The sequence below is a fragment of the Nocardia sp. CA-084685 genome, from assembly GCF_050955785.1.
Taxonomy (GTDB): domain Bacteria; phylum Actinomycetota; class Actinomycetes; order Mycobacteriales; family Mycobacteriaceae; genus Nocardia.
This window is the reverse complement of the sequence record NZ_CP192094.1, coordinates 4,764,045-4,779,502: the sequence shown is the minus strand read 5'-3', so window position 1 is coordinate 4,779,502 and position 15,458 is coordinate 4,764,045. Positions and strand designations below refer to the sequence as shown.

19 protein-coding genes are annotated in these 15,458 nt (G+C 64.6%); 15 read left to right on the top strand and 4 right to left on the bottom strand.

Going from position 1 to position 15,458, the window contains the following annotated elements; genetic code table 11:
• The first annotated feature begins 22 nt into the window (after window positions 1–22).
• From ACQP2U_RS21695 to ACQP2U_RS21675, 5 genes are all read left to right on the top strand, one after another.
• The gene (locus tag ACQP2U_RS21695) at window positions 23–763 is read left to right on the top strand and encodes a hypothetical protein (protein ID WP_433709152.1); all 741 of its coding nucleotides are present in this window, start codon (window positions 23–25) and stop codon (window positions 761–763) included.
• Window positions 764–902: 139 nt separating this feature from the next.
• Complete coding sequence (locus tag ACQP2U_RS21690; RefSeq protein ID WP_433716546.1) at window positions 903–2,033, top strand: cytochrome P450; 1,131 nt, start codon at window positions 903–905, stop codon at window positions 2,031–2,033.
• 32 nt (window positions 2,034–2,065) lie between these two features.
• Window positions 2,066–2,902, top strand: coding sequence for a mycofactocin-coupled SDR family oxidoreductase (locus ACQP2U_RS21685; protein ID WP_433709151.1), 837 nt, complete (start codon window positions 2,066–2,068; stop codon window positions 2,900–2,902).
• A gap of 14 nt (window positions 2,903–2,916) precedes the next feature.
• Entirely contained in the window at window positions 2,917–3,906 is a 990-nt protein-coding gene (locus ACQP2U_RS21680) for an NAD-dependent epimerase/dehydratase family protein (protein WP_433709150.1), read from the top strand.
• A 28-nt stretch (window positions 3,907–3,934) separates the two neighbouring features.
• Window positions 3,935–4,939: a LacI family DNA-binding transcriptional regulator gene (locus ACQP2U_RS21675; RefSeq protein ID WP_433709149.1), complete on the top strand. Its 1,005-nt coding sequence runs from the start codon at window positions 3,935–3,937 to the stop codon at window positions 4,937–4,939.
• Between the two features lie 139 nt (window positions 4,940–5,078).
• On the opposite strand, the gene ACQP2U_RS21670 is transcribed toward ACQP2U_RS21675, so the two are convergent.
• Window positions 5,079–5,417, bottom strand: a complete 339-nt coding sequence (locus ACQP2U_RS21670) for a hypothetical protein (RefSeq protein WP_433709148.1) — start codon at window positions 5,415–5,417, stop codon at window positions 5,079–5,081.
• 354 nt (window positions 5,418–5,771) lie between these two features.
• Here ACQP2U_RS21670 and ACQP2U_RS21665 point away from each other — a divergent pair, with 354 nt between their 5' ends.
• The 8 genes from ACQP2U_RS21665 (at window position 5,772) to ACQP2U_RS21630 (ending at window position 12,153) form a co-directional block, all read left to right on the top strand.
• Window positions 5,772–6,119 (top strand): histone-like nucleoid-structuring protein Lsr2, encoded by a 348-nt coding sequence (locus ACQP2U_RS21665; RefSeq protein WP_433716545.1) that lies wholly within the window; start codon window positions 5,772–5,774, stop codon window positions 6,117–6,119.
• A 622-nt stretch (window positions 6,120–6,741) separates the two neighbouring features.
• A complete protein-coding gene (locus tag ACQP2U_RS21660; protein ID WP_433709147.1) occupies window positions 6,742–7,164 on the top strand; it encodes a phage holin family protein in 423 nt (140 codons plus the stop codon).
• 2 nt (window positions 7,165–7,166) lie between these two features.
• Entirely contained in the window at window positions 7,167–7,526 is a 360-nt protein-coding gene (locus ACQP2U_RS21655; protein WP_433709146.1) for a DUF3618 domain-containing protein, read from the top strand.
• 225 nt (window positions 7,527–7,751) lie between these two features.
• Complete coding sequence (locus tag ACQP2U_RS21650) at window positions 7,752–8,297, top strand: hypothetical protein (RefSeq protein WP_433709145.1); 546 nt, start codon at window positions 7,752–7,754, stop codon at window positions 8,295–8,297.
• Window positions 8,298–8,550: 253 nt separating this feature from the next.
• Complete coding sequence (locus ACQP2U_RS21645; protein WP_433709144.1) at window positions 8,551–9,195, top strand: ABC transporter permease; 645 nt, start codon at window positions 8,551–8,553, stop codon at window positions 9,193–9,195.
• A complete protein-coding gene (locus ACQP2U_RS21640; RefSeq protein WP_433709143.1) occupies window positions 9,192–10,445 on the top strand; it encodes an ATP-binding cassette domain-containing protein in 1,254 nt (417 codons plus the stop codon). Before ACQP2U_RS21645 ends, ACQP2U_RS21640 begins: the two co-directional genes overlap by 4 nt.
• Window positions 10,442–11,179: an ABC transporter permease gene (locus ACQP2U_RS21635; protein WP_433709142.1), complete on the top strand. Its 738-nt coding sequence runs from the start codon at window positions 10,442–10,444 to the stop codon at window positions 11,177–11,179. Before ACQP2U_RS21640 ends, ACQP2U_RS21635 begins: the two co-directional genes overlap by 4 nt.
• Window positions 11,176–12,153 carry a glycine betaine ABC transporter substrate-binding protein gene (locus tag ACQP2U_RS21630; protein ID WP_433709141.1) on the top strand — a complete coding sequence of 326 codons (978 nt, stop codon included), beginning with the start codon at window positions 11,176–11,178 and terminating at the stop codon, window positions 12,151–12,153. The genes ACQP2U_RS21635 and ACQP2U_RS21630 overlap by 4 nt, the downstream gene beginning before the upstream one ends.
• Here ACQP2U_RS21630 and ACQP2U_RS21625 read toward each other — a convergent pair whose 3' ends face one another.
• Window positions 12,154–12,957, bottom strand: a complete 804-nt coding sequence (locus tag ACQP2U_RS21625; RefSeq protein WP_433709140.1) for a hypothetical protein — start codon at window positions 12,955–12,957, stop codon at window positions 12,154–12,156. It lies immediately after the preceding gene.
• 156 nt (window positions 12,958–13,113) lie between these two features.
• Here ACQP2U_RS21625 and ACQP2U_RS21620 point away from each other — a divergent pair, with 156 nt between their 5' ends.
• Window positions 13,114–13,284, top strand: coding sequence for a hypothetical protein (locus ACQP2U_RS21620; RefSeq protein ID WP_433709139.1), 171 nt, complete (start codon window positions 13,114–13,116; stop codon window positions 13,282–13,284).
• 467 nt (window positions 13,285–13,751) lie between these two features.
• Here ACQP2U_RS21620 and ACQP2U_RS21615 read toward each other — a convergent pair whose 3' ends face one another.
• On the bottom strand, window positions 13,752–14,048 hold the full coding sequence (locus tag ACQP2U_RS21615) for a DUF1330 domain-containing protein (protein WP_433709138.1): 297 nt from the start codon (window positions 14,046–14,048) through the stop codon (window positions 13,752–13,754).
• Between the two features lie 191 nt (window positions 14,049–14,239).
• Here ACQP2U_RS21615 and ACQP2U_RS21610 point away from each other — a divergent pair, with 191 nt between their 5' ends.
• A complete protein-coding gene (locus ACQP2U_RS21610) occupies window positions 14,240–15,139 on the top strand; it encodes a LysR substrate-binding domain-containing protein (protein WP_433709137.1) in 900 nt (299 codons plus the stop codon).
• A gap of 11 nt (window positions 15,140–15,150) precedes the next feature.
• Here the strand turns inward: ACQP2U_RS21610 and ACQP2U_RS21605 are convergent, their stop codons facing one another.
• The gene (locus ACQP2U_RS21605; RefSeq protein ID WP_433709136.1) at window positions 15,151–15,327 is read right to left on the bottom strand and encodes a hypothetical protein; all 177 of its coding nucleotides are present in this window, start codon (window positions 15,325–15,327) and stop codon (window positions 15,151–15,153) included.
• Window positions 15,328–15,458 lie beyond the last annotated feature (131 nt).

Below are 15,458 nucleotides of genomic sequence, written 5' to 3'. Positions count from 1 at the left end.
CGATTGTGAACAGGAGACAAGGATGAACAAGAGCTCAGTGATGGCATTGGACAAGGTCGACGACTCGGTCTCGTCCGACGGCGCGAGTGCGGTGTCCGACCAGGTGTCAGCCACGAATCCCGATGAGAGTCACGATGATTCGGCACCATCGACGGTCGGCGCGGAAGCGTCCGATGCCGGTGCGGACGCAACTGAAAACGCCGACGCCGCCGTCGTCGAGGACGGCGTCGTCGCGGTCGCGGACGCCGCCGAGGGCACCGGGAAATCCGGCCGCTCGTGGCGCCGATTGCTGCCACGCCCGCTGACCGGGATCCTGATGCTGCTGGTCGTGGTATCGGTCATACTCGCAGCGGTGTTCGGCTGGAAACTCGAGACCCGCAACGATCGCCAAGCCGCGGGCACGGCGGCTTTGGCGGCCGCTCAGGACTATGCGGTAGCCCTGACCAGCATCGACTCCTCGCATATCGACAGCGATTTCGCGACCGTCCTGAACGGGGCGACCGGGGAATTCAAGAGCATGTACAGCAAGTCGGCCGATCAGCTCAAACCGATGCTGTTGCAGGCCAAGTCGGTCAGCAAGGGACACGTCGTCGCCGCGAGCGTGCAGTCCGCTGCCGAGGACCACGCCGTGATCATGCTGTTCGTCGACGCCGAAATCACCAACATGACCAACCCGACGCCACGCATCGATCGCAACCGCATCTTGATGACCATGGACCGCGTCGACGGTCGCTGGCTGACGAGCAAGGTCGAACTGCCGTAAAGCGGTCCGCCCCGCCATCCAACTAAAAAGTGCCATATCGAAATTCGAGCAGGAGGGGTGAATCTCCGTGACCACCAGTGCAATCAACGACATCTACTACGACCCTTACGATATCCAACTCAATGCCGATCCCTACCCGATGTTCAAGCGGCTCCGCGAAGAGCTGCCTGTCTATTACAACGAGCAGCACGACTTCTACGCGATCAGCCGGTGGGTCGATGTGAATGCGGCACTGCTCGATACGGGTACCTATAGTTCCGCCCGCGGAGCCATCCTCGAACTGATCAAGGCCGGAATCGAGATGCCGCCGGGAATTCTGATCTTCGAGGATCCGCCGGTCCACGACATTCACCGAAAGCTCTTGTCGCGCATGTTCACTCCGCGCAAGATCCGGGAACTCGAGGACAAGATTCGCCAATTCTGCGTCCGCAGCCTCGATCCATTGGTCGGCACCGGTCGGCTGGATTTCATCGCCGATATCGGCGCGCAGATGCCGATGCGCACGATCGGCATGCTGCTCGGCATTCCCGAGGAGGATCAGGAAGCGATCCGAGACTTCGCGAACGATCAGATGCGGACCGAGGAAGGCCAGCCGATGAAGGCTGCCTCGGAGGGGCTTGCCACCGGCGAAATCTTCTCCGCGTATATCGATTGGCGTGCCGAGCACCCGTCCGACGACATCATGACCGAGCTGCTCAACGTGGAGTTCGAGGACGAGAACGGAGTCGTGCGGCGACTGACCCGCGATGAATTGCTGATCTACGTGAACGTGGTTGCCGGTGCCGGTAATGAGACCACGACGAGGCTGATCGGTTGGGCGGGCAAGGTTCTCGCCGAACATCCTGACCAACGGCGTGAACTGGTCGAGAACCCGCGGCTCATTCCGAACGCGGTCGAGGAACTGCTCCGGTTCGAGCCCCCCGCGCCACACGTCGCGCGTTATGTGACTCGGGATGTCGAACTGCACGGCCGGACGGTTCCGGAGGGCAGCGTCATGATGATGCTCATCGGGGCGGCGAACCGCGACCACCGGCAATTCCCAGCGGACGGCGATGTTTTCGACATCCATCGCGACACCCGCCAACACCTGACCTTCAGCGTGGGCACGCACTACTGCATGGGGTCGGCGCTGGCTCGGTTGGAGGGGCGGATCGCGCTGGAGGAGATCTTGGCGCGGTTCCCTGAGTGGGAGGTCGACATGGCCAGCGCCAAGTTGTCGCCCACCTCGACCGTCCGCGGTTGGGAAACGTTGCCCGCCTTCACATCTTGACCGCCGAATCAACACAACGAATAGAGGTAATCATGACCGGACGGGTCGAAGGAAAGGTCGCATTCATCACCGGCGCGGCGCGCGGCCAGGGTCGCAGCCACGCCGTGCGGCTGGCGCAGGAGGGCGCCGACATCATTGCCATCGACGTCTGCAAACAGCTGGATAGGGTGCCCTTTCCGATGCCGACGCCGCAAGACTTGGCGACCACGGCCGATCTCGTCAAGGCCGAAGGCCGGCGCGTCGTCACCGCCGAGGTCGACGTGCGTGACTACGCGGCGCTGAAGGCGGCGGTGGATAGTGGCGTCGAGCAGCTGGGCCGACTCGACATCATCATCGCGAACGCGGGCCTCGCCAACCAAGGTGGTCAGCTGGTCGATCTCGAGGAAGACCTCTGGGAGGACATGATCGGAGTGAACCTCGGTGGGGTATGGAAGAGCGTGAAAGCTGCTGTGCCGCATATGATCGCGGCTGGCCGTGGCGGCTCGATCATCCTCACCAGCTCGGTCGGCGGTCTCAAGGCGTACCCGCAGGTCGGGCACTACGTCGCGGCCAAGCACGGTGTAGTCGGCCTCATGCGAACCTTCGCCGTCGAGTTGGGCCAGCATATGATCCGCGTCAATTCGGTGCATCCCACGCACGTCAACACAGACATGCTCTTGAACGAGGGAACTTTCAAGCTGTTCCGCCCCGACCTGGAGAATCCGGGCCCGAAGGATCTCGAACCGATCTGCCAGATGTTCCACACCCTGCCGGTGCCGTGGGTGGAGCCGAGCGACATCAGCAATGCGGTGCTCTACCTGGCCTCCGATGAATCCCGCTACGTGACCGGCGTACCTTTGCCGATCGACGCGGGCAGCATGCTGAAGTAGGCATGTCGGCGGCTATGACACAGTCGAAGAAGCTGGTCATCGGGGCCAGTGGTTTCCTGGGCAGCCACGTCACCCGTCGGTTGGCGGCAGATGGCGCGGACGTACGGGTGATGCTGCGCCCCTCCAGTTCGACGTTGGGGATCGATGACCTCGATGTCGAACGCGTTTACGGTGACGTCTTCGACGACGTCGCACTGCGCTCGGCGATGAAGGGGTGTGACGTCGTCTACTACTGTGTCGTGGACGCGCGGATGTGGTTACGCGATCCGGCGCCCCTGTTCCGCACCAATGTCGAGGGTTTACGGCATGTGCTGGACGCCGCGGTCGCGGCCGGTCCGGACAAATTCGTCTTCACAAGTACCGCCGGAACGCTGGCCATCAGCAACCAGCGCCCGGTCACCGAGGACGACCCGCACAATTGGAACGATGGCGGTCCGTATATCGCGGCCAGAGTCGCGGCTGAGGATCTCGTGATGCGCTACGTCGGGGAGAAGTCCCTTCCGGCAGTGGCCATGTGCATCTCCACGACCTATGGCCCCGGCGACTGGGGGCCGACACCGCACGGTTCGGTGATCGCCCGGGTCGCCGCCGGGCGGTTCCCGTTCTATCTCGACTTCTCCTCGGAGGTGGTCGGCATCGAGGACGCCGCGCGTGCGATGGTCCTCGCGGGTACCCACGGGCGTCCCGGCGAGCGGTACATCATTTCCGACCGCTACATGAGCAGCCGCGAGGTCCACGAGATCGCCGCTACTGCGGTGGGCGTACGTGCACCGCGCCTCGGCTTGCCGCTGGGAGTGCTCTACTTCGCTGCCCGCGGCAACGACCTCGCCGCCCGTCTGTTGAACCGTGATCTCCCATTCGCCACAGTCGGTGTGCGCATGGCCGAATTGATGTCGCCGCTCGACCACAGCAAGGCCGAGCGCGAACTCGGCTGGAAGCCCGAGCCGGTCGAGAATTCGATTCGCCGAGCCGCGGAGTTCTTCGAACACCGCCGACGGGGATGAACGGGGAGCGGCGTGCCATCATGAGGCCATGGCCGCTGGTGAGGGTGACGCGCCGAGCGTCGAGGACAGGATTGCGCGGCCTACGAACGCCGATGTCGCGCGGCTGGCGAAGGTATCGACCGCGACGGTCAGCTATGTCCTGAACAATGCCGAGGGTAAGCGGATTTCGGCGCGAACCCGCGAGGCCGTCTACGCCGCCGCCCAAGAGTTGGGGTATCGGCCGAATGTCGCCGCACGGAATCTGGCTCGCGGTAAGGGCGGCGTGGTGCTGTATGTGGTGCCACGGGTGGCGGTCGGTGACATGCCGATCGAAGCTGGTAACCGGATGACCACCGAACTCGCCCGCCACGGGTTGTTGCAGGTGCAGATCTTCCAGACCGAGGATGATCAGCAGGTCGTCGATGCCATCGGCAATCTCGATCCGACCGCGGTCGTCAGCATGTTTCCGCTGAGCACCCGGGTGCGCACCGCGGTGCGAGCGGCGAAGGTGCCGCATATCGAGATCGGACTGCTGCCCGCGCTCGGGGATCCGCTGCTGTCGGTCGGCGCATTGCGTGTCGGGCATCTGGTCTCGCGTGGGCACCGCAAGATCGCCTTTGCCTATACCGGAATCGCGAAATGGCGTGCCTTGGGCGACTATTGGTTCGAGGGCGTCGAGCGGGCGGCGCGCATGCACGATCTGCCGTCCATCAGCATCGGCGAGGTCACTCCGGACAATGTCGCCGCCGTAGCGGCGGGGTGGGTGCGCGACGGTGTGACCGCCGTATGCGCGCAGAGCGACGAGATCGCCGGGCTGGTGCTGTTCGGTATCCGCGAAGCCGGACTCCGCTGTCCCGACGACCTCGCCGTCATCGGTGTGGATGCCAATCCCATGGGAGCGTTCAGTTCGCCTCCTCTGACCACCGTGGAGTTCGATCCCACCGCGGTCGCCACCGCCGCGATCGCGGCGGTCCTCGCCGAGTTGGGATATCCGGTGCCATCGGCTCATGAGGCCACGGACATCGCCCGCCTCGTCGTGCGCGCCTCGACGTAGACCGCGTGCTCGGATCATCGCCTCTCGATAATCCTCGCGGCGGAACGGTTCGAATCCGAGCCTACGTGCGGACCGAAATCGCTTGGGCTCAGATGTAGGCACACTCGGCCTCGGCGACAGTCGGCCCTCGTCCAATGTCTCAGTTTCTTTGCCAACCGAACTTGCTCGGTGCACGGTCGGTGTTTTCCGCTTCGGTGAATTCGTGGCGTTCGAGGGTCGATATGCCCGAATTGTTCATGATCCTGGTTTCGTCGGTGTCGATTGCTTCGCGGTACCGCCATTCGGGCTCGCGAAATTCTTTGCCCACGTCGCGCAATGCACGAGACCGGACATCGCGTCGGTATTGCCTGCTGCGTCGGCCTTCGGAACAAGCCTTCTGATTCGGCGAGATGGCCTCGTTCGAAGTCCGTGTCTCGCCATCGCCGCAGCGTGCCTTGTCTGGCGATCCGGTTATGCAGCAGCCGGGCAACCTGTTCATCGGATATGCGTTGCCTGCGTCGATGGACTGCGATACCGCTGTTCGGCCTCGGCGACGTCGCTGCGGCACGCCAGCAGCCAACCCAGGTGATTCATCGGATGGTCTCCACCGCCTCGGCCGATTCACGTTAGCGCTCTTCGGTTCCGGCTGAGCATGCGAATCGGTCGTCGATTGCGACCGCGACGCAGCTAAGGCCGAGGGGGATCGGCTATCGGCGTCGGCAGTATTGTCTCGAGCCAGCTCAGCGGTGAACCGAGATCACATCATGTTTCTGGTGGTACCCGACACCGCATAAACGTGTCATTCGGTACGATCAATATGCCGAAGAATTGCTCACACATGAAGGGCTGGCTCATGGCGAGGAAAGTGACCGTTACCATGGTCGATGATTTGGATGGCACGTCGAAAGCCGAGGAGACCGTTCTGTTCTCCCTTGACGGCGTTACCTACGAGATTGATCTGTCGAAAAAGAATGCCGGAAAGCTGCGTGCCAACCTGGACCCTTGGACGGAGAAGGCCCGCAGGACCGGTCGGGTGAAGGGCGGGGCCAAGGCCAGAGGCGGCAAAGACTTTCGGTCGCCGGTGGATCGGGAGCAGTCGCTCGCTATCCGCGAATGGGCCCGTAAAAACGGCCACCAGGTATCGGCGCGGGGCCGGATCTCCGCCGATATCGTCGCTGCCTACAACGCCGCCAAGAAGTAATCCGTCCGCGCTGTCCTGCCAATTCGTCGCTCGTTCGTACCCGAGGGAAGAAGCCGGGTGCCGAGAAGCGCACCTCGAATTCGATGGTCGGCGGCGGGAATGGCGAGATTTTCCGCCGCACGAGATCGCGAACTTCGTTGTCACCCCAGGCGGCGAAGCCTTGCGGCTGCAACAAGCGGGCAACGCCGAGGCGCTGGCGGTCCGCCCGGCCGTGGAACGGCGCTCGGACGAGGCGCTGGCGGCATTCGACGCCAGGGGCGAGATCGGAGTGCTGGGCGTGCCGACTCGAGCCGACACGGTGGAGGAACTCAGCGAACTCGTGCGGAGCGGGGCGTGGAGCCACTACGCAAGGGTGGGAAGGTATTTCGGAACAAGAGGCTCTGCAGGCTGCCCGCAACGGCCGGGCTGTCGGTAGCCGACCACCTCATCGGGTGAGCTGGTGAGGGTGCTCTGCGGCGGGTCGTCATCGGCACGGATCAGAGCCCGCGGTGGAACATCCTGGTGCCCGCGTCGGGCAGCGCGGCCCACCATCAAGACCATTCGGCCGGCGGGGGTTTGAAAGTGGCAAAGTGGGCCAATTCGGTCGTATCCGGAGCTTTATCCCGAGTACCTAGGAATTGCCATGACCGAAACACCCACCGGGTCGTATATCGAAACCTCGCCCACGGAGACACGATCGGTTATCGAGCTCGTCAACGAGGCGACCGAGCAAATGGCCCACCTGATCCGCGACGAGATCAAGCTCGCCGAACTGGAGGTGCAAAGCAAAGGCAAACGTCTGGGGCGCGGCGCGGTCGTGACCGGTGCCGGGGCGCTCACGGCGTGCTACGGCGGCGGCGCTGTCGTCGCGGCGGCGATCATCGCCCTCGCTGGTCCGCTGTCAGGCTGGGCCGCGGCACTGATCGTCGGCGTGGTACTGCTGGCCGTCGGTGCCGGCACGGCCCTCATCGGCAAGAGGGACCTGCAGAAGGCGGTCCCGCCGGTCCCGCAGGAGGCGATCACCGGCGTACAGCGAGACATCCATGCAATCAAGATCGGAGGATAGCGATGAGTGATGAAAGCAAACCCGCACTCGAATCGCCCGAGGCGCAACTGCTGCGCGCCGACCGCGACCTGGCCAGACAAGAGCTGGGACAGACCGTGGCGGAACTGACCGACAAGCTCGATGTGAAGGGTAGAGCCGAGGCGGAATTGCATCAAACCGTCGACAACGCCCGCGCGAAGGTGCACCATGCAGCCGAAGCCGTGCGTGATAAGCGGGAGAAAGTCGGCGCGGCAACCCAAGACCGCGCCGTGCAATTCGCCGCCGTGACGCGCAGTCGCCCGCTGCCACTCGCCGCCGGGGCCACCGCCGCCATCGCGGCCTTGGTGACCTGGCTGATACTGCGTGGTCGACGCAATCGGTGAGCGCCTGAATAGTCCACTCGCTGTCCGCTGACACCTTTGAGCACCGGAGATGTTGGGCGGCAAGGTGATCGGAACCCGCCCTGGTCCGAATTGGACCCCGCAAGGGTCGCTCATGGACGGTACTATTACCTTTCGATCACAGATGTGGTCGACTGAATCACGTGGCCCGGCACGGGCTTTCGGCACGTGTCGGCGCGCGACAGCCGATGAAATGTGGGGAAAACCATGAGTGCCACCAAGTTCGCCGCCACCGCCCTGCTCGCGATCGGTGCGACCGGCATCACCGCGGGCGCCGTACAGGCTCAGCCGGTAGCGACCGAGACCACCGTCCAGGCAACCGATCACGGCATCAACTTCATCACCGCACCGACAGCAGACCGCCGTGGTGTCAGCACCACCGTCGAGGCCGGACGGTTCACCGTGGCCGCCGATGCTCTTTCGATCACTCTCACCGACGCCGCTGGCAATGCGGTGACCTCGATACCGCTGGGACTGCGGACCGCAGCCGGGACTGTCGCCCTGACGCCGGAGATCGCCAACGACGGCCGAACCCTCACCCTCACAGCGCAATCCGACACCACGCGGACCGCGCAGGCAATCGACGAGGCCTCCGACACGATTGCCCGTAAGCAGTACAACGCCGGGATCGGCGCGCTCGTCGGCGCTGGAATCGGCGCGGTGATCGGCTTCTTCCTCGGTGGAGTCGGTGCCCTCGTCACCATTCCGATCGGCGCTGGAATCGGCGCGCTGATCGGCTACTCCACTCCCTGATCCGGTCCGCGAACACGTCGAGTCCCTGTGTGCCGCTACCGAACGGCGGCGGCACACAGGGACTCGCGCCGCTTCGGCCGCTTTCGGATTCCCTGCATGACCGCAACTGGAGTCGTCGTCAATAGAGGGAGCCCGTTCACCGCTGCGCCATCAGGCGCTGTGCGGCAGTTTCGTTTAGTCTTTGACAATTCGCGTGTCCGGTTACTGTGCGCAGGCAGGTACCGACCGGTCTTCGGCTGACGATGGGAATCCCGTGCATTTGTGGAGCTACATCCGAGGACGGGGAGAGACTCTGGCGTTTCTGACGTACCAGCATGCCTCCCTGGCATTTCAGACGGTGCTGGTCGGAACTGTCGTCGCTGTTTTCATCGCGGTCGCGGTCTATCGGCTTCCGCTGATGTCCGCGCTGTCACTGACCTCGAGCCGGGTCGCGCTGACCATTCCTTCGCTCGCGCTGTTGGCGCTGCTGCTGGTCCCATTCGGACTCGGCGTGGTTCCGTCGTTCATCATGCTGGCGTTCTTCGCGGCATTGCCGGTGATCGGCAACGCGATCGTCGGCTTGCGGTCGGTGCCGGCCTCGGTCGTCGAATCCGCACGCGGGATCGGCTTTTCGCGATGGCGCATTCTGCTGACCGTCGAGTTGCCGATTGCGTGGCCGGTGATCCTCACCGGCATCAGGGTGTCCACCCAGATGATCGTCGGCGTCGCCGCCATTGTCGCCTATGTTCTCGGACCCGGCCTCGGGTCGCTGATCTTCAACGGCCTTTCGCGGCTCGGTGGCGCGAACGCGCTCGAAATGGCGCTGACCGGCACCATTCTCATCGTCCTTATCGCGTTGGTGTTCGACGCGCTCCTCGTCCTGCTCGGACGCCTCACGATCGCAAAGGGACTGTCATGACCGAACCGGAGCGCAATGTCACCGGGGCGTCCATCACGCTGGACTCGGTTGTCAAGCGTTACAAGGGCCAGGAGAAACCGGCGGTCGAACGGCTCGACCTGGAAATCGACGCGGGCCATATCGTCGCCTTCGTCGGCCCGTCCGGCTGCGGTAAGACGACAACACTCAAGATGATCAACCGGTTGATCGAGCCCACCGAAGGCCGGATCTTCATCGGTGGCCGCGACGTCACCCGGGAAGATCCGGACAAGCTGCGGCAGTCGATCGGATATGTCATCCAGTCCGGCGGGCTCTTCCCGCACTGGTCGGTCGCCAAAAATGTCGGCGCCATCCCGCGGGTACTCGGATGGGACAAGAAGCGGATCGCCGAACGCACCGAGTATCTGCTCGATCTGGTCGGTCTGGACCCGGGCACCTTCGCCGACCGGCTGCCGAAGGAGATGTCCGGCGGACAGCAGCAGCGAGTCGGTGTCGCCCGAGCGCTCGCGGCCGACCCGCCGGTCCTGCTCATGGACGAGCCGTTCGGCGCGGTCGACCCGATCACCCGGGTTCGCCTGCAGGACAGTCTGATCGCCATTCAGCACGAACTCGGAAAGACCATCGTGATCGTCACGCACGACTTCGAGGAGGCCACCAAACTCGGTGACAAGGTGCTGATCCTGTCCGAAGGCGGTCACGTCGAGCAGTACGCGCGCCCGGAGGAAATCCTCACCGATCCGGCCACGCCGTTTGTGCGGGAGTTTGTCGGATCCGGCGCGAAGTTGGCGTATCTGACCGTGTCGCGGGTGCGTGATGTCGCCTACGACAAGGTGATCACCGCTCGGGTGGGGGAGTCGGCGCAGGAGGTGATCGAACGCGCGAAGGCGGCCGGGCACACCTGGATCGTCGTCGTCGATGAGGTCGGGCGGCCGCGATCGTGGCCCTCGCTCACCGAGGTCGCAACCAAACCCGAGGTTTCGGACTTCCTCGATCGGCGCTTGCCCGTCGTCGCGCGATCCTCGACCCTCAATGACGCACTGGACGCCATGCTCGCGACCAGCCAGGGCGCGGCGCTGGTCACCGACGGTCGCGGCGCGGTCGTCGGATCGCTCAGCATCAACTCGGTGACCGAGGTGATCCGGGCCAAACTCGCCGAGGGTACCGGCGATGGCGAGGACCTGTCGTATGAGACGTACGTCGATGGCACCGATTCGGCGCCGACACCTGTGGTCGCCGCCGACGAGCCCGGCGGATCGGCCGCGCTGTCATGAATCGCCTGCGCCGCATTCCGATCGACGTGTGGTTCGAACCGCTTGTCATCGGTGTCATCGCGATCGGATACGTCATCTGGTATCGCTCGACCACTTTCACGGGGACAGAACAGGCGTCTCTCGGCTGGGCCAATCTGCAGACCACGATCCTCGCCCACATCAAGCTGACCGTGGTCGCGACGGTGATCGTTGTTGTCGTCGCGATTCCGCTGGGCATCGCACTGACTCGTCCAGCTCTGAAGCGGTTCGAGCCCATCGCCGTCAATATCGCCAATATCGGCCAGGCCGCGCCCGCGGTCGGTCTACTCGTCCTGTTCACCTTCTGGTTGGGCACCGGATTCCGCACGGCGATAGTCGGTCTCGTGGTGTACGCGATCCTGCCGATCCTGCAGAACACGATCGTCGGGCTGCGCCAGGTGGATCAGCGCACGATCGAGGCCGCGCGGGGTATCGGGTTCTCGGGTACGCGGACGCTGTTGCAGATCGAACTTCCGCTCGCGGTGCCGGTGATCCTCAACGGTGTGCGCACCGCGCTGGTCATTCTGGCCGGTACCGCCACGCTCAGTACCTTCATCGGCGCTACCAGCCTCGGCACGCTGATCACCACCGGTGTCACCCTCTTCCTACCCAAGCTGCTCATTTCCGGCGCGATCCTGGTCGGGCTGCTCGCATTGATCATCGACTGGCTCGGCAGACTCGTCGAACTGGCCGCGACGCCGCGCGGTGTCTCATGAAATCGCCACTGGTCAAGTTTCTTTCGGCGCTCGTCGCGACCACGGCGCTGCTCGCGGGGTGCGGTCTGGTGAGCTCGTCCGGGACATTCCACGACGCGCGGTTGCCCGATGGCGAGCGGCCGCTGGACGGTGCGAAGCTGGTCGTCACCTCGAAGAGCTTCACCGAGGGCATACTGCTCGGCAAGATCACCGCGACCTACCTTGCCGCGGCGGGCGCCCATGTCACCGATCTGACCGGGGCGCCGGGTTCCGCATCGTCTCGACAGGCTCAGCTCAACGGCGATGCCGACGTGCTGTGGGAGTACACCGGCACGGGTTGGGTCAACTACCACAACGAGACCGAGACGATCTCGGATCCGAAGCAACTCTGGCAACGGGTCCACGGTATCGAAAAGCGGGACCACGATCTGGAGTGGCTGCCACCGGCCAATTTCAATGACACATACGCCTTCGGCGCATCGACGCCGAATGCCGGACGCCTACAGGTGAAGTCGCTGTCCGATGTGGCCGCGCTCCCGGTGCCCGATCGCACCTTCTGTGTCGACGACGAATTCTTCAGCCGCTCGGATGGTTTCATCCCGATGCTGCACAAGTACGGGATCCCCTACAACGATCCGAACGGTGTGCCCGCCGGAAATGTGACGCGCATGGACGCCGGCGTCGTCTACACGGCGACGGCCAAGGGCGCTCCGTGCAATTTCGGCATGATCTACACCACCGACGGCCGAGTCAAGAACCTGAACCTGGTTGTGCTCGACGACGACAAGAAGTTCTTCCTGCCCTATAGCGGTACCGCGGTCGTGCGCGGCGTCGTCCTCGACCGCTACCCGCAGTTGCGAACCCTGCTCGGCACGATTTCCGAACACCTCACCGACGAGCTGATGCAGGACCTCAACGGCCGCGTCGATATCGACGGCGAGGATCCCGCCGATGTCGCCTACGACTGGCTGAAGAGCGAGAAGCTGATCGAGTAGCTACTCCTCGGGTGGGGGTTGCAGGCTGATGCGATCGGCGAGGGCGTCGACAGCGTCCGCGTCGGCATATGCCTCGGTGGTCAGTTCGAGGAATGCGGCCCAGCGGTTTATCCGCGGCGTCCACCGTTGGATAAAAGCGTGGGCATGTTCGAACTCGGCTCTCGTTCCATTTATCTGTGCGCGTGCCGCTGCTTCGGTTGCCGCTTGGACGGTGTTCTGGGCCAATGCCAATTGTTCCCGGCAGTGGTCGGCGTCGGGGACTTCCTCGCGCACGGTGTCGGCCTCGACACGCAGGTTGAGGATGAGTCCGGCCAGTCGTGGGTCGGCCGGTCCCGAGCGTGGGGCGCATCTTCCCGCGGCGATGGCTTTATCGCGGCGTTCGCGTCGCCGCCGCTCCCGCTTTTCGGCCAACGCCACCTGTTTACGGTAGGTGTCGGTATCGGCGACGGTGACGACCGGGTAGGTCAATGCTGCTGTCGTCGAGAGCATTTCGGCGCCGTTGCCGTCACGAACCCGCATGCTGACCCGGTGCAGCGGCGGGGCCGGGTCGGGTTCGTCTTCGAGGCGGGCATCGAGTACCGCGTTTCGGTACTCGATGATGATGTCCGCGACGACCCGGTCGAACACCGCGGTGCCGACCTCGACGTGGTTGGTACATGTGCGGCCGGTGCAGTCATCGGGAATTCCGAATTCCCCGTCACCGGAGTCGACAACGGAATCCCCGGCGGGACCGCTGCCAACGACCTCCCAGTTGTAGGTGTTGGATTGCGCTACCTCGGATCGCTCCACACAGTCCTCGGACATGGGCTGACCGTACTTCATGAAGGGTCCGCGAAGCGGGTGTTTTCCGAAGCGATGGGAACACGACTCGGAGCCGAGGATCGAACCCATCGGCCCGATCACCGATATCCGTTATTTGTGCTGGTTGCCGGGTATGCGAGCGGCAGGAGGTGAGAAGAAATGGTCGCTCTGTTGCTGGTTCTGCTGCTGGTGCTGATCTTGTTCGGCGTGGGGTTCGCAGTAAAGGCTTTATGGTGGGTTGCGATTGTGGTCCTGGTGCTCTGGGCGCTCGGCTTTGTTTTCCGGTCCGCCGATTCCGCGGGGACCCGCGGTCGCTGGTACCGGTGGTGATGGCTCAGACCACCGAAGTGTGCGCGGATAGGTTCGGAAGGTAATCCCACGTGAACTGATCAGCGCTGATCGATGCGGTAGCGCCGACCAGCGGCTCGGGGGCGGTAGGCGGCGAGCCCGCCCTGTGTGCCCGCCGCCGATCAGCGCGTATAGCTCGACAGCGCCGGATTCGGGGCATGGATAGCGGAACAGCACGACCTCGGCGGCGATCCGGCGCTGTTCCGTCTCGCAGCCGTTGCGGTGCGCCCGAGCGGCCGCCGGCGCCGGTATGTTCGCCTGTCCGGGACCGTCGACATACCAATTGCCGGGGGAGGTTCCTAGCGCGGGCAGAGGGCATCCCGCGGCCGTCGAGGACGTCGACGACGAACTGGGACGCGGGGCATGGCTTCGAACTCGTGTCGTGAGTCGTCGTTCAGCACCGTGTGCGTATCAGGTCACGGATGCTCAGCGATGGCTGGGCCCGCCGGTCAGTCGATGCCTTCGATGATGCGGAAGTCGCGCTCGACGTCGTCGGGGAGGGCCACCAGCGCCTTCTGGTATGCCTCGCTCTCGTATGCCGCGACGGCCTGTTCAAAGCTGTCGAACTCGATCAGAATGACGCGTTGCGTGATTCCGGCCTCGTGGGCGACGACTCGACTACCGACATGGGACAGGAGGCGCCCGCCCGCAGCCTGGACAGCCGGACCGGCCAGCTTGTTGTAGGCAGTCAGCCTCTCAGGGTCGGAAATGGCGGGGTAGACACTGACCCAGTAGCCCTTAGCCATGGAAACCTCCTGTGTTCGGCCGGACACGTCCGACTTCGAATTGACACTCAGATCGATCGATCCCGGCGACGGGTACTGCGGTCGGTTGAATCGTCATATGCGCAGGTTATGGCTTGATGTGTGGTCGAGGGAAAGACCGGTACGCGATAGGCTCAGAATGGATCGTTATCAATCGAGGGGGAAGGCATGTGGTGCCGGATACGGTGAGCCTGCGGTATTTTCTGGTGCTGGCGCAGGAGTTGAACTTCACCCGCGCGGCCGCACGGATCGGTATCGCGCAGCCCGCGCTCAGTGCCAGGATGCGCCGATTGGAGGCGGAACTCGGTACGGCCCTGCTGGTTCGTAGCACGCGTAGCGTCGTATTGACCACGGCCGGTGCGGCTTTGGCGGAGTCCGCGCCGCCCGCGCTGGCGGCGCTGGACCGGGCATGGGACACCGCCCGGAATGCGGGGGCCGGTGAACTGGGCACGCTGCGCATCGGATACAGCCTCAGCGCGGGGGCCGAGACGGCACCGGCCCTGGTGGACAGGCTCATTCGCAGCAGCCCGGGACTCGAGGTCGGCGCGGTCCCGATGGCGACACCGGAGATCTCCCCCGCGGTCGCCGACGGCCGCATCGATGCGGGGATCACCCGCGGTGAACAGCCGGGTCGTGGCGTACGCCGGTTCCTGCTGCGGCGCATGCGCGTCGGGGTCCAATTGGCGCAGCATCATCCGCTGGCCGAACATCCGGAGATCGAGATCGCCGATGCGGCCGCATATCCGCTGCGACTCCCCGACCGTGCGGCCAACCCCGTGATCCACGATCAGCTGTCCGCACTGTTCCGCGACACCCGGCCGACCCCCCGATTCCGCACGCCCGCAGTCTCTTTCGACATGTCTCAGCGCGACCTACACGATGGTGTCACCCTCGCCCCGGCCGGTGAAGCCGCGGTCACGACACAACCGGCTGGTCTCACCTGGCGACCGCTGCGGGGCGCACCCACCTTGACGATCCACCTGGTCCTCCCGCGCGAGCAGTCACCACTACACCGCCGCATCCGCGCCGTCGCCAAAACCCTGGCACACGAGCTGCACTGGCTGCCGGACTGACGCGCAGCAGGTCAAGCGAGACGGACGCCTGCGGTGGCGAGGCCGACCCGCACCGCCAGGGCCAGGGCCTGCGCCGACGGCGTGGGCGGCGCCGCCCGGAACTGCTCGAGCGGCGGCCGCCCGGCGTCGTCGATGGTGAAGTCGGCCAGGTCCAGGACGCTCGAGACGCCGAGCAGCCGGGCGACCAACCGTCTCCTCCGGCCGGGTCGAGATGGCGCGGGCCTGGCGGATCTGCTCGGCGGTCATGGCCGGCGGGCGACCGAACTTGTCGGTGGTGACCGCAATACTGGCGCGGCCGATGAATTCGAACCGCCTGTCC

What these genes read in the sequence shown, in the direction of transcription:
- ACQP2U_RS21670 (WP_433709148.1), bottom strand. Translation starts at nt 5,417, where the DNA reads ATGAACAGGTTGCCCGGCTGCTGCATAACCGGATCGCCAGACAAGGCA.
- ACQP2U_RS21650 (WP_433709145.1), top strand. Translation starts at nt 7,752, where the DNA reads ATGAGTGCCACCAAGTTCGCCGCCACCGCCCTGCTCGCGATCGGTGCG.
- ACQP2U_RS21635 (WP_433709142.1), top strand. Translation starts at nt 10,442, where the DNA reads ATGAATCGCCTGCGCCGCATTCCGATCGACGTGTGGTTCGAACCGCTT.
- ACQP2U_RS21640 (WP_433709143.1), top strand. Translation starts at nt 9,192, where the DNA reads ATGACCGAACCGGAGCGCAATGTCACCGGGGCGTCCATCACGCTGGAC.
- ACQP2U_RS21685 (WP_433709151.1), top strand. Translation starts at nt 2,066, where the DNA reads ATGACCGGACGGGTCGAAGGAAAGGTCGCATTCATCACCGGCGCGGCG.
- ACQP2U_RS21665 (WP_433716545.1), top strand. Translation starts at nt 5,772, where the DNA reads ATGGCGAGGAAAGTGACCGTTACCATGGTCGATGATTTGGATGGCACG.
- ACQP2U_RS21660 (WP_433709147.1), top strand. Translation starts at nt 6,742, where the DNA reads ATGACCGAAACACCCACCGGGTCGTATATCGAAACCTCGCCCACGGAG.
- ACQP2U_RS21625 (WP_433709140.1), bottom strand. Translation starts at nt 12,957, where the DNA reads ATGTCCGAGGACTGTGTGGAGCGATCCGAGGTAGCGCAATCCAACACC.
- ACQP2U_RS21620 (WP_433709139.1), top strand. Translation starts at nt 13,114, where the DNA reads ATGGTCGCTCTGTTGCTGGTTCTGCTGCTGGTGCTGATCTTGTTCGGC.
- ACQP2U_RS21655 (WP_433709146.1), top strand. Translation starts at nt 7,167, where the DNA reads ATGAGTGATGAAAGCAAACCCGCACTCGAATCGCCCGAGGCGCAACTG.
- ACQP2U_RS21615 (WP_433709138.1), bottom strand. Translation starts at nt 14,048, where the DNA reads ATGGCTAAGGGCTACTGGGTCAGTGTCTACCCCGCCATTTCCGACCCT.
- ACQP2U_RS21680 (WP_433709150.1), top strand. Translation starts at nt 2,917, where the DNA reads ATGACACAGTCGAAGAAGCTGGTCATCGGGGCCAGTGGTTTCCTGGGC.
- ACQP2U_RS21690 (WP_433716546.1), top strand. Translation starts at nt 903, where the DNA reads ATGTTCAAGCGGCTCCGCGAAGAGCTGCCTGTCTATTACAACGAGCAG.
- ACQP2U_RS21675 (WP_433709149.1), top strand. Translation starts at nt 3,935, where the DNA reads ATGGCCGCTGGTGAGGGTGACGCGCCGAGCGTCGAGGACAGGATTGCG.
- ACQP2U_RS21630 (WP_433709141.1), top strand. Translation starts at nt 11,176, where the DNA reads ATGAAATCGCCACTGGTCAAGTTTCTTTCGGCGCTCGTCGCGACCACG.
- ACQP2U_RS21695 (WP_433709152.1), top strand. Translation starts at nt 23, where the DNA reads ATGAACAAGAGCTCAGTGATGGCATTGGACAAGGTCGACGACTCGGTC.